This window comes from Agromyces sp. NPDC055661, assembly GCF_053618135.1.
Genome location: NZ_JBSHHC010000001.1, coordinates 633,192 through 645,772, shown reverse-complemented (window position 1 = coordinate 645,772; position 12,581 = coordinate 633,192). Strand labels below are relative to the sequence as shown.

Annotated in this window: 9 protein-coding genes; 5 read left to right on the top strand and 4 right to left on the bottom strand. The window is 72.5% G+C overall.

The features are described 5' to 3' along the window. Nucleotides 1-163: 163 nt before the first annotated feature. Entirely contained in the window at nucleotides 164-1,345 is a 1,182-nt protein-coding gene (locus tag ACWGO8_RS02935; protein WP_452041640.1) for an extracellular solute-binding protein, read from the bottom strand. Nucleotides 1,346-1,598: 253 nt separating this feature from the next. Here ACWGO8_RS02935 and ACWGO8_RS02930 point away from each other — a divergent pair, with 253 nt between their 5' ends. From ACWGO8_RS02930 to ACWGO8_RS02910, 5 genes are all read left to right on the top strand, one after another. Next, a complete protein-coding gene (locus tag ACWGO8_RS02930) occupies nucleotides 1,599-2,768 on the top strand; it encodes an ROK family transcriptional regulator (RefSeq protein WP_452041639.1) in 1,170 nt (389 codons plus the stop codon). 222 nt (nucleotides 2,769-2,990) lie between these two features. After that, nucleotides 2,991-4,265 (top strand): multidrug effflux MFS transporter, encoded by a 1,275-nt coding sequence (locus tag ACWGO8_RS02925; protein ID WP_452041638.1) that lies wholly within the window; start codon nucleotides 2,991-2,993, stop codon nucleotides 4,263-4,265. Between the two features lie 85 nt (nucleotides 4,266-4,350). Next, nucleotides 4,351-5,211: a phosphatase PAP2 family protein gene (locus tag ACWGO8_RS02920; protein WP_452041637.1), complete on the top strand. Its 861-nt coding sequence runs from the start codon at nucleotides 4,351-4,353 to the stop codon at nucleotides 5,209-5,211. Nucleotides 5,212-5,350: 139 nt separating this feature from the next. After that, the gene (arfA, locus tag ACWGO8_RS02915; protein ID WP_452041636.1) at nucleotides 5,351-6,862 is read left to right on the top strand and encodes an arabinosylfuranosidase ArfA; all 1,512 of its coding nucleotides are present in this window, start codon (nucleotides 5,351-5,353) and stop codon (nucleotides 6,860-6,862) included. Nucleotides 6,863-6,929: 67 nt separating this feature from the next. After that, nucleotides 6,930-7,739, top strand: a complete 810-nt coding sequence (locus ACWGO8_RS02910) for a hypothetical protein (protein WP_452041635.1) — start codon at nucleotides 6,930-6,932, stop codon at nucleotides 7,737-7,739. Between the two features lie 26 nt (nucleotides 7,740-7,765). Here ACWGO8_RS02910 and xdhC read toward each other — a convergent pair whose 3' ends face one another. The 3 genes from xdhC to ACWGO8_RS02895 are packed head-to-tail and all read right to left on the bottom strand — an operon-like array spanning nucleotide 7,766 to nucleotide 12,566. Next, on the bottom strand, nucleotides 7,766-8,602 hold the full coding sequence (gene xdhC, locus ACWGO8_RS02905) for a xanthine dehydrogenase accessory protein XdhC (RefSeq protein ID WP_452041634.1): 837 nt from the start codon (nucleotides 8,600-8,602) through the stop codon (nucleotides 7,766-7,768). Nucleotides 8,603-8,613: 11 nt separating this feature from the next. Then, complete coding sequence (gene xdhB, locus ACWGO8_RS02900) at nucleotides 8,614-11,094, bottom strand: xanthine dehydrogenase molybdopterin binding subunit (protein WP_452041633.1); 2,481 nt, start codon at nucleotides 11,092-11,094, stop codon at nucleotides 8,614-8,616. Then, complete coding sequence (locus tag ACWGO8_RS02895; RefSeq protein ID WP_452041632.1) at nucleotides 11,091-12,566, bottom strand: xanthine dehydrogenase small subunit; 1,476 nt, start codon at nucleotides 12,564-12,566, stop codon at nucleotides 11,091-11,093. Before ACWGO8_RS02895 ends, xdhB begins: the two co-directional genes overlap by 4 nt. Nucleotides 12,567-12,581 lie beyond the last annotated feature (15 nt).

The window sequence follows — 12,581 nt, the reverse complement described above, 5'->3', positions numbered from 1 at the left end:
CGGGGCCGTCTCCCCCCCCCGGGCATCTGGATCCGCGCGGGCCCCCCTAGGCGGCCCATCCGGGGGGCGGGGCGGCCCCCCCCCCCCCGGGGGGGGGGGGGGGGGGGGGGGGCGGGCCCGGCGGCCCCGGGGGCCCCGGCCGGCTTGAGGAGCGTGGTCATGACTACAGGGTCGCCGCCGCGTCCTGCATCGCCTTGACGATGTCCTCGGGGGTTCCGGCGCTGCCGAAGAGGTTGACGATGCCCTCGTTCATGGCGTTGCCGACGGTGGTGCCGAAGGCCGTGTCGAGCCAGAGCTGCACGAAGGATGCCTCGCCGAGGCCCACGGCCACGGCCTTGAGGTTCTCGTCCTCGAGCGAGTCGGTCGCAGACGGCACGGTCGGGATGCCCGAGCCGCTGGCCGCGAACCGCTTCTGCACGTCCTCGCTCATGATGTAGGCGAGCAGCTCGGCGCACTCCGGCGGAGCGTCCTTCGAGCAGCCGAACCCGTCACCGCCGCCGAGCGCGGCGGTCGGGTCGCCCGCCGAGCCCGGGATGCCTGGGAAGGGGAACCAGCCGAGGAACCCGGGGACCTGCTGGTCGGCGGTGAGGCCGCCGATGGTGCCCGCGTTCCAGTGGCCCATGAGCTCCATGGATGCCTGGCCGTTCGCGACGAGGCCGGCGGACGAACCCGCGCCCTGCTGGGCGGGAGTACCGAGGAAGCCCTCCTGGAACGGGTTGATGCCGAGGAACTCCTCGAGCTGGTCGCCCGCGTCGACCCAGCAGTCGTCGCTGAAGTCGTACTCGTCGACCGCGGTCTGGATGGTCTCGGGCGAGCAGGAGTGCAACGCGAACTGGTACCACCAGTGCGCGGCCGGCCACTTGTCGCCGGCGCCGACCGCGATCGGGGTGAAGCCCGCGGCGCGGAGCTTCGCGACGTCGTCGACGAGCTCGTCCAGCGTGGTGGGCGGGGCGTCGATGCCCGCCTGGGCGAACTGCTCGGTGTTGTACCAGAAGCCCTCGATGCCGAAGGTGAAGGGGATGCCGTAGGTCTTGCCGTCGACCTGCCATGGGTTCACCGTCGCGCCGACGCTGGAGATCGTGTCGGGGATGGCGTCGTCGAGCGGCATGAGGTACTCGTTCTCGACCTGGTCGCGGAGCTCGCCGCCCGGCCACACCTGGAACAGGTCGGGCGCGTCGCCCGAGGCGAGGGCGTTCGGGATCAGCGTGCGCTGCAGCTCCTCGTTCTGGTAGCCGGTCTGCTCGACGGTGACGCCGGGGTGGGCCTCCTCGAACTCGTTCGCGACCTCCTCCCACACCGCGGGGAGCGGGCCGGACGTGGCGTTGTGCCACCACGTGAGGGTCACGCCGTCGCCTTCGCCGTCGCCGGATGAGGGGGCGCATCCGGCAAGTGCGACGGCGGCGAGGCCGGCGCTGAGACCCAATGCGACGAGCCTCGTGCTGCGTCTGTTCATCGTTGAACCTCTCGAAAGTTTCGACTCTATCGTCGAAAGTGATCTGGACGCCATGAATATACGTCATGAATCTATTTGGGGTCAACAGCAACAAATTCGGCGCGGCGCCGAGACCTGCGCGCCCACGCGCCCCTAGAGTGGTCGCGTGTCAGAGCGTGTCGGAACGTTCGACGGGGTGCACCGTCGAAACCTCTCGAAACTCCTCGGGCTGGTGCACCTCGAAGGGCCGCTCTCCCGGGCGCGACTGACGGCCGCCACCGGCCTCAACCGATCGACGGTCGCCGCGCTCGCCGGGGAGCTCGTCGAGCTCGGCCTCGTCGAGGAGCGCGCCCCGGACCCCACGAATCGCGTCGGTCGCCCCTCGCCCGTGATCGCGCCGCACCCCGGCGTCACCGCCGTCGCCGTCAACCCCGAGGTCGACGCCGTGACGATCGCCGCCGTCGGCCTCGACGGTCGCATCCCCGTGCGCGAGCGCATCGAGGTCGACCACCTCGTCAGCCCCGAGGAGACGGCTCGCCTGGTCGCCGAGGAGATCGGGCGCTGGCGGTCCGGCGTGCTGCGTCGCGCGCGCATCGTCGCGGTCGGCCTCGCGGTGCCGGGCCTCGTCCGCGCCTCCGACGGGCTCGTGCGCTTCGCGCCGCACCTCGAGTGGCGGGATGCCCCGCTCCGCACCCTCGTGGAGGAGGCCACGGGCCTGCCGACCGTCGTGGGCAACGACGCGAGCCTCGGGGCGATGGCCGAGCACCTCTTCGGCGCCGGACGCGGCGTCGACGACATCATCTACCTCAACGGGGGTGCGAGCGGCATCGGCGGCGGGCTCATCGTGCACGGGCTCGCCGTCGGCGGCGCGGGAGGCTACGCGGGCGAGTTCGGCCAGAACCGGCCGGGCATCGCGTCCGCCGACGACCGGCGCCGCCCGGGGGGCGTGCTCGAGGACGAGGTCAGCCGGGCCCGCCTGCTCGAGGTCGCCGGCCTCGCCGCCGCGGACGAGCCGACGCTCGCGGCGGCGCTCGCGGCATCCGATTCGCCCGACGTGGCGGCCGAGCTCGCGCGCCAGCGCCGCATCCTCTCGACCGCGCTCGCGAACGCCGTCAACGTGCTCAATCCCTCGCTGGTGGTGCTCGGCGGCTTCCTGGCCACGGTCGCCGGGAGCGACCCCGACGCGCTCGCCTCCGCGGTGGCGGAGCAGGCCATGCCGGCGGCCGCCGAGGACCTCGACCTCCGCGTCGCCGCCCTCGGCGAGGACCGGCTCGCCATCGGTGCCGCCGAACTCGCCTTCCAGGCCCTGCTGGAGGATCCACTCCAGGTGGCCTGAGGGGCGCCCGCGGGTCGACTGTGACAGATGAATCGTCTCATTCTCGCCATCCGCACTTGCGGAACCGGGGGGTGCCTCCGCTAGACTCGATGCCAGTCGAATCGATTCGAGACCACGACGGTCCCGATCGCCTCACGACGGCGACCCGCGGGTCGCCGTCGTTCCTGTTTCCCCGGCGTCCGAGGGCGTGCGCCGCCGCACTCGAGCACGCCCAGGATCCGCATGTCCGCAACCGCCTCCATCCCCATCATCCGGCCCGACGACTACTCGGCCACGACCCACCCCGGCGACCTCCTCAGCCGCCGCCAGCGCCTCGTCTACGTGCTCGTCCTCGGCGCGCTCACCGCGCTGGGCCCGTTCACGGTCGACCTCTACCTGCCCGCCTTCCCGGTGCTGCAGGACGAGCTCGGCGTCTCGGCCGCCGCCGTGCAGCTCACGCTGACCGGCACGATGGTCGGCTTCGGGTTCGGCCAGCTCATCGTCGGCCCGTGGAGCGACAAGGTGGGCCGCCGCCTGCCGCTGATCCTCGCCACGGCGCTGCACATCGCGGCATCCGTCGGCGCGGCGTTCGCGCCCGACATCGTCTGGCTCAGCGTGTTCCGCCTGCTGCAGGGCTTCGGCGCGGCCGCGGGCGGCGTGGTCGCCATGGCCATGGTGCGCGACCTGTTCGGCGGCAAGCCGCTCGTGCGCATGCTCTCGCGCCTCGCGCTCGTGAACGGCCTCGCGCCGGTGCTCGCGCCGGTCATCGGCTCGCAGCTGCTCGCCGTCATGGACTGGCGCGGCGTGTTCGTCGTGCTCGCGATCTACGGCGCCGTGGTCGTCGCCGCCGTGTCGTTCTTCATCGTCGAGACGCTGCCCGAATCACGTCGCCACGTGGCCGGCCACTCGACGCTGCGCGACCGCTACGCGGCGCTGTTCCGCGATCGCGTCTACCTCGGCGCCGCGATCATCGGCGGCATGACGTTCACCGGACTGTTCGGCTACCTCTCGACGTCGTCGTTCCTGTTCCAGGAGGTCTACGCGTTCACGGCGCAGCAGTACGGCATGCTGTTCGCCGTCAACTCGATCGGCATCATCATCGGCGTGCAGACGAGCTCCCGGCTCATGCGCGGGCCGGTGCAGCCGCAGTGGATCCTCGCGATCACCACGATCGTGCAGTTCTCGATGGCCGTGGCGATCATGGTGCTCGACTCGTCGGGGGCGGGCTTCTGGGGCACGGCGATCCCGCTGTGGATCTTCATCCTCTCGTGCGGCTTCGCATTCCCCGCGGTGCAGGTGCTCGCGCTCGCGCACCACGGCGCCGAAGCCGGCACGGCCGCCTCGCTGCTGGGCGCGCTGAACTTCGGACTCGCCGGCCTGATCTCGCCGCTCATCGGCCTCATGGGCGTCGGGAGCGCCGTGCCGATGGCGTTCGTCATGCTGCTCGCGGCCGCCGTCGCGATCGTGGCGCTCTGGGCGCTCGTGCGTCCGAAGACGGTGCCGGCGCTCAGCGACTGAGCCGAGCGGATGCCGCGTGCCGCGCCTCCCGTCAAGGGGGGCGGGTCGCGGCATCCGCTCACCCCGCTCGGACTAGCGTGGAGTGATGGAGCGACCGAACGATCCACCCGGTGATGCCGAGCACGCCGACGCATCGGCCGCACCCGACGCATCCGGCGAATCCGGCGAGGACACCGCCGATTCGACGCGCGGCCTCGACCGGGATGCGCCGGGTGGGGCTGCCGGGCTCCTGCCGGCCCAGCGCGAGCGACGCGCTCGCACCCTCGGGCGGCGCGCCGCGCTGACCAGCGGCGTCGCGGCGGTGCTCGCCGCGGTGCTGCTCGGCGCGGTCATCATGATCCGGCAGGGCGGCGTGCCGTTCGAGATCGACGAGGAGTGGGCCGAGGAGGTCCTCACGCTGCGCGGTCCGTTCGGCGACACCGTGGCGCTCTTCATGAACTGGCTCGGCGGCGGCATCGTGGGCGTCTTCCTCGTCCCCATCGGCGTCGCGATCATGCTGCTCATCCTGCGTCGTCCGTGGGGCGCGCTGTACTTCATCGTCGCGTCGGCAGCCAGCGCGGGGGTCGTGCAGCTGCTCAAGGAGTGGTTCGGGCGGGCGCGCCCCGAGGACATGCTCGTGACGTCCGACTTCGGCTCATTCCCGTCGGGGCATGTGGCGAACGCCGCGACCATCTCGGTGGCGATCGGCGTCATCGTGCCGATCCTGGGGGTCTGGATCGCGGGCGCCGCGTACACCGTGCTGATGGCGCTGACGCGCACCTACCTCGGGGCGCACTGGTTCTCCGACACGGTGGGCGGACTGCTCGTGGGCGCGGGCGTCGCGCTCGTGCTCTGGGCGGCCTTCGCGGTGCCGCTCGAGCGCGAGCGGCTCGCCTGGATCGCGCGGGTCTCGGAACGCAACGCCGCGCGCGCCCAGGCGCACATCACGCCGCCGGAGCGAACGTGAGGGTCCGGCGCGAGTCCCACCCCACGGGTCGGCTGACACGAGAGCGAAGTATGCTCGGATAGCGTTTTCCAACGACCGCCGCGCCGCGAGTCGCGGCATCCGATCCAAGCCCCTGCACCGCCCACAGAAAGCACCGAACATGCCCAGCGCACGCCTGACCATCGACCCGCACTTCACGATCGGGCGCGTCCAGCGCCGCCTCTTCGGCGGCTTCGTCGAGCATCTCGGACGTCACGTCTACGACGGCATCCACGAACCCGGCCACGAGTCGGCCGACGCCGACGGGTTCCGCACCGACGTCGTCGAGCTGGTCAAGGAGCTCGGTGTCTCGACCATCCGCTACCCGGGCGGCAACTTCGTCTCGGGGTTCCGCTGGGAGGACTCGGTCGGCCCGCGCGAGCAGCGTCCGCGCCGGCTCGACCTCGCCTGGCACTCGACCGAGACGAACGAGATCGGCCTCCACGAGTTCTCCGACTGGCTCGAGCAGGTCGGCAGCGACCTCATGCTCACCGTGAACCTCGGCACCCGTGGCACGCTCGAGGCGCTCGACCTGCTCGAGTACACGAACATCGCCGGTGGCACGATGCTCTCGGACCAGCGCATCGCGAACGGCCGGACCGATGCGTTCGGCGTGAAGATGTGGTGCCTCGGGAACGAGATGGACGGTCCCTGGCAGCTCGGCCACCGCTCGGCCGACGACTACGGCAAGCTGGCGTCGCGCACCGCGAAGGCCATGCGCCAGCTGGACCCCTCGTTGGAGCTCGTCGTCTGCGGCTCGTCGAGCGCGCACATGCCGACGTTCGGCGAGTGGGAGCGCGTGGTGCTGTCCCATACGTACGACGACGTCGACTACATCTCCTGCCACGCGTACTACGAGGAGAAGGACGGCGACCTCGGCTCGTTCCTCGCCTCGGCGGTCGACATGGACGGCTTCATCGACACGGTCGTCGCGACGGCCGATCACGTGAAGGCCGTGCGGGGCAGCGACAAGACCGTGAACATCTCGTTCGACGAGTGGAACGTCTGGTACCTCTCGCGCTGGGAGAACGTCGAGAAGATCGAGGGCCTCGACAACTGGCCCGTCGCGCCGCGGCTGCTCGAGGACGTCTACTCGGTCGCCGACGCGGTCGTGTTCGGCAACCTGCTGATCTCGCTCATCCGCCACGCCGACCGCGTGACGAGCGCCTCGCTCGCGCAGCTCGTGAACGTCATCGCGCCGATCATGACCGAGCCCGGCGGTCCGGCGTGGCGCCAGACCACCTTCTTCCCGTTCTCGATCACCTCGCGACTCGCGCAGGGCGACGCCCTCGAGCTGAAGCTCGACGCGCCGACCTACGAGACGGCGCAGTACGGCGAGGTCCCGCTCGTCGACGCGGTGGCGACCTTCGACGCGGAGAGGGGCCGCTCTGCCGTGTTCCTCGTGAACCGCAGCCAGGACGAGGCCGTCACCCTCACGGTGGACGTCGCCTCGCTCGGCGACGTGTCGGTGCTCGAGTCCCACACCCTCGCCGACGACGACGTGTACGCGAAGAACACGCTCGAGGACCGCGAGCGGGTGGCGCCGCGCGCGAACGACAGCGTGCGCATCGAGGGCGGCGAACTCACGATCACGCTGCCGCCCGTGTCCTGGACGGCGCTCTCGCTCGGCTGACCCCCTTCCCCCTCCGGTGCGGGCGGAGGATGCTGGTGCTACCGGCGCCATCGGAGGGGAAGGGACCATGGCGGTCGACACGCGCGATCGGGTGCGGCGACGCCGCACCACGGTCGTCGCCGTGCTCGCGGCCATCGCGGTCGCCGCGGCGGTCGTGATCCTGGCCGTCGGCGGTCGGGTCGGGGCATCCGCGGGCCTGCGATCGGGCCGTGCATCAGATGCCCCGGCCGGCGCGGCCGCGGACCGCGGACCGGTCGAGCTCATCGACTCGTGGGCCGGGCTGCACCAGGGCTGGGTCATGGTCTACGCCGACGGCCGCGTGCTCCGATACGCGGACGCGGGCTCGACGCTGTACGGCGAGCAGACCCGCGACCTGCTCCTCGAGCGGCGACTCTCGGCCGACGGACTCGCGCGCGTCCGGGCGGGCGACGTGTCGGCGGCGGACTTCGGTGTCGTCCTGCCGGCGTTGATGCCCGACGACGTGTGGGCGGACGCGGGGTTCCGGCCCTACGTGCCGTCGGCCTACGCCGTGTGCGCGTGGCACGGCGGCGATGGCCCGCGCGGCTGGATGAACGTCGCGGGCGTGCTCGACGACCTGCCGGGCGCCATGCAGTCGATCCTGCGCGGCACCGAGCGCGAGTACTCGGGCTATGCATTCGAGACGTTCCAGGTGCCCGACGAGCTGCTCGGTCCGGTCGCGTGCTTCGGCGTGTCGCCGCAGGCCGCCGCGGTGGTCGTCGGCATGAGCGAGCGCCCGTCCGACCGCTACCGCTCGGAGGGGGACCTCCTCACGTTCACGTCGCGCCACGGCGAGCCGATCACCCTGGTCATCCTGCCCGTGATGCCGCACGGGCAGTTCGTGATCTGGGGCGGGTGACGCCGCGGCATCCGACTGCAGGTGCCCTACGAGGTCGACGTCGTCGCGGCCGCCCCCTCGACCTGTTGCAGCACGCGCGCGGCCACGCTCACCGCGATCGCGGCGGGCTCCTTCGACCGGATCCCCTCGATGCCGATCGGCGTCGACACGCGCGCGAGGGAGTCGTCGCCGAACCCGGCCTCGCGCAGCTGCGTCGTGAATCGCGCCCACTTCGAGCGCGAGCCGATGAGCCCGATCGAGCCGAGCCCCGGCGTGCGCAGGGCGGACTCCACGATCGCGAGGTCCTCGACGTGGTCGTGCGTCATCACGAGCACGTGCGCGCCGGGCGGCAGCTCGGCGAGGGCGGACTCCGGAACCGGCAGGTGGTGCACGCGCACGGTGGCGACGGCGTCGGCGAGCACGCCCGTCGAGCCGGGATCCCCGAGCCGCTCGGCCGAGAGCATCTCCGCGCGCGAGTCGACGAGGTCGAGCTCGATCCGCTGCCGGGCGAGGATGCGAGCCAGCTCCAGCCCGACGTGGCCCATGCCGAAGATCGCGACCGCCGGCACGACCGGCACGGGTTCCAGCAGCATGGTGACCTCTCCTCCGCAGCACTGCACGCCGTACTCGGTCGTCGCCTTGTCGCTCAGCGTCAGCGTCAGCAGCTCGGGCTCCGCGGCGCCCTCCGCGAGCAGCTCCCGGGCCCGCCGGACCGCCGTCGCCTCGAGGTTGCCGCCGCCGACCGTGCCGTACAGGGCGTCCGGCGCGACGATCATCTTCGCGCCGCCGTTGCGGGGTGCATGCCCGCGCACCATCGCGAGGGTCACGATGACCGCGGGTCGACGGGCGGCGCGCAGGTGCTGGAGCGCGTCCACCCAGTCCACGGCCCGCCGCCTCAGGAGTCCGACGACAGGAAGCGGCTCCTGACGGCGGCGCCGACGGATGCCGCGGCAGCCGTTCGCGTCGCGGCATCCGTCGACTCGGACCCGCGCTCGGCACCGCCTGCAGCACCGGGTTCGTCGCCGGCTTCTGCACCCGGCCCGGTCGAGGCCGCCGCCTGCGCCGCCAGGATCGCTCGGTATGTCGTCTCCGCCGTCGACGGGGCGCCGAGGTCGATCGAGCAGCCTTCCGGGCCGAACGCCGCCACCGCCTCCCGGATCGCCTCGCGCACGCTGAACGCGAGCATGAGCGGGGGCTCGCCCACGGCCTTCGACCCGTAGACCACGCCGTCCTCGGCGGCATCCTCGAGCAGGCGGACGTTGAACTCCTCGGGCATCTCCGAGAAGCTCGGCAGTTTGTAGGTGCTCGCCGACTGGGTGAGCAGCCGACCGCGGCCGGGACCGTCGCTCTCGTCCCAGCGCAGCTCCTCGAGGGTCAGCCAGCCGGCGCCCTGCACGAACGCGCCCTCGACCTGACCGAGGTCGATGAGCGGCGAGAGCGAGTCGCCGACGTCGTGCAGGATGTCGACCCGCAGCATCCGCGAGGCGCCCGTGAACCCGTCGACCTCGACCTCGGTCGCGGCGGCCCCGTAGGCGAAGTACTTGAACGGCTCGCCCTGCATGCGCTCGGTGTCCCAGTGCAGGCCCGCCGTGCGGTAGAAGCCCGACGCCCACAGCTGCACGCGCTGGTGGTAGGCGGCCTCCACGATCTCGGTGAAGGTGAACGAGGGGCCGGATGCCCCGAGCCCCGACACACGGCCGTCGCCGAATCGCACGTCGCGGGCGTCGACCCCGAGCATCCGCCCGGCGACCGCGGCGAGGCGCTCGCGGATCTGCTCGCACGCGTGCCTCACCGCGCCGCCGTTGAGGTCGGCGCCCGAGGACGCCGCGGTGGCCGACGTGTTCGGCACCTTGTCGGTGCGCGTCGGCGCGAGGCGCACGGACTCGAGTCGCACGCCGAGGGCCGTGGCCGCGACCTGCAGCATCTTCGTGTGCAGGCCCTGTCCCATCTCGGTGCCCCCGTGATTCACGAGCACCGAGCCGTCCTTGTACACGTGCACGAGGGCGCCGGCCTGGTTGTAGGCCGTGAGGGTGAACGAGATGCCGAACTTCACGGGCGTGATGGCGAGGGCGCGCTTCACGTCCTCGTGCTCGGCGTTGAACGCCGCGATGCGCGTGCGACGCTCGTCGAAGTCGCTCGACGTGCGCAGGTCGTCCCAGATCGCGCGCAGGCGCTCGGCGTGGCGCACGGGCTGGCCGTACGGCGTCGTCTGGTCGGCGACGTAGAGGTTGCGCTCACGCAGCGTCGCGGCGTCGAGGCCGAGCAGCGGCGCGACCCGTCCGAGGATGTCCTCGATGACGAACATGCCCTGCGGCCCGCCGAAGCCGCGGAACGCGGTCTGCGAGGTCTTGTTCGTCTTGGCGACGCGCCCCTGTGCCACGAAGTGCGGGATCCAGTACGCGTTGTCGACGTGACAGAGGGCGCGGCCGAGCACGGGCTCCGACAGGTCGAGGCTCCACCCGCCGTCGGCGGTGAGGGTCGTTGCGAGCGCGATGATGCGGCCGTCGTCGTCGAAGCCGGCAGTCCAGGTCGCGTGGAACGGATGCCGCTTGCCGGTCATCGTGAGGTCCTGCGTGCGGTTCAGGCGCAGGCGCACCGGCCGCCCCGTGAGCGTCGCGCCGAGCGCCGCGACCGCGGCGAGTCCGTGCGGCTGCATCTCCTTGCCGCCGAAGCCGCCGCCCATGCGCAGGCACTCCACCGTGACCCGGTTCGACGGCAGCCCGAGCACGTGCGCCACGATCTCCTGCGTCTCCGACGGGTGCTGCGTGCTCGACTCGATGAACACCTGCCCCTCGGAGTCGATGCGCGCGAGCGCGGCGTGGGTCTCGAGGTAGAAGTGCTCCTGGCCGCCGACGACGCTCACGCCCTCGAACACGTGCGGCGCCGTCGCGAGGGCGTCCTCGGGGTCGCCCCGGCGGATGGTGCGGGGGATGCCCTGGAAGGAGTCCGCGTCGATCGCGTCCTGGATCGTGACGAGCGACGGCAGCGGCTCGTACTCCACGCGCACCGCGTCGGCGCCCGCGCGGGCGGCGTCCGCGTCCTCGGCGAGCACCCACGCGAGCGCGTGCCCGTGGTACATCGCCTCGCTCGGGAAGAGCGGCTCGTCGTGCTTCACGCCCGCGTCGTTCACGCCGGGCACGTCGGCGGCCGTGAGCACCCGCACCACGCCGGGCACGTCGAGCGCCGGCGCCACGTCGAGGGTCACGAGCGCGTGGGTGTGGGCGGACTGCACCGGCCATGCGGTGAGCACGTGCGCGGTGGAGGGCGCGAGGTCGTCGGTGTAGACCGCGGCGCCCGTCGCGTGCTGCACGGCGCTCTCGTGCGGGGTGGCCTTGCCGACCACCGGGTCGCGCGGCCGGGATGCGAGGTCGGTCATGCGGGCACCCCTTCGACGGTCGCCGTCTCGCGGTGCAGCTTCAGCAGCGCGGTGCCCAGCATCAGCGAGCGGTACTCGGCGCTCGCGCGGTGATCCGACATCGGCGTGCCCTCGGTCGCCAGCACGGATGCCGCGTCGCGCACGGTCTCGCGGTTCCACGGCCGTCCGGTGAGGGCGGCCTCGGTCGCGCGGGCGCGGATCGGCGTCGCCGCCACGCCGCCGAGCCCGATGCGCGCCGAGGCGACGACGCCGTCGTCGAGGTCGATCGCGAATGCGACGGCCACGCTCGAGATGTCGTCGAAGCGTCGCTTCGAGATCTTGTGGAAGGACCCGAGGCCGGCGAGCGGGAGCGGGATGCGCACCGATCGGATGAGCTCGTCGGGGCGGCGGGCGGTGGTGCGGTACCCGGTGAAGAACTCGGCGAGGTCGATCTCGCGCTCGCCGTCGGCCGCGACGAGCACGACGCGCGCCTCGAGCGCGAGGAGTGCAGGCGACGTGTCGCCGATCGGGGAGGCCGTGCCGAGGTTGCCGCCGATCGTGGCCCGATTGCGGATGAGCGGGGACGCGAACCGGGGGAACAGCTCGTCGAGCAGCGGGATCCGGCCGTCGAGGCGGTGCTGCACCTCGGAGAGCGACAGCGCGGCGCCGAGCTCGATGCTCGCGTCGCCGACCTCGAACGTGCGGAGCTCGGAGAGGCGCTCGATCGCGATGGTGAGCGGAGCGCGACGCCCGCGCAGGTTCACGTCGACGCCCCAGTCGGTCGTGCCCGCGGCGACCACCACGTCGGGCTCGTCGCGGAGCAGCCCGAGCGCCTCGTCGAGCGAGGCCGGACGCACGAACCGCTCGCCGTCGTCGCCGAGGCGCGTGGCGACCGCCGCGGGAGCGGGCCGGTCGCGCCGCTCGGCGAGCGGGTCGCCCGACTCGGGATCCCCGAGCGCGAAGGCCGCATCGCGGATCGGGCGGTATCCCGTGCAGCGGCACAGGTTGCCCGCCAGCGCGTGCAGGTCGAAGCCGTTGGGACCGTGGTGCGCGTCGGCGCGTCCCTCGACGGTGTCGGCCGCGTCCGCGGCATCCGCCTCGCCGACCCGGCGACCGCGGCGGTAGAACTCGCCCGCCATGCTGCACGCGAAGCCGGGGGTGCAGTAGCCGCACTGGGAGCCGCCCGCCTCGGCGAGCCGCTCCTGCACCTCATGGGGCTGCTCGGGCGTGCCGAGGCCCTCGGCCGTGACGACCTCCTGCCCGTCCAGTGCGGCCGCGGGCACGAGGCACGCGTTCACGGCCGTCCAGTCGGTGCCGCCGTCGTCGCGCGGCGTGGCGAGGAGCACGGCGCAGGCGCCGCACTCGCCCTCGGCGCAGCCCTCCTTGGCGCCCGTGAGGCCGATGCCGCGCAGCCAGTCGAGCGCGGAGGTGTGCGCGGACACGCCGACCATCGGACGCTGCCGTCCGTTGACCGTCACGCCGATGTGATCCATGGTCGTCTCCTCGGT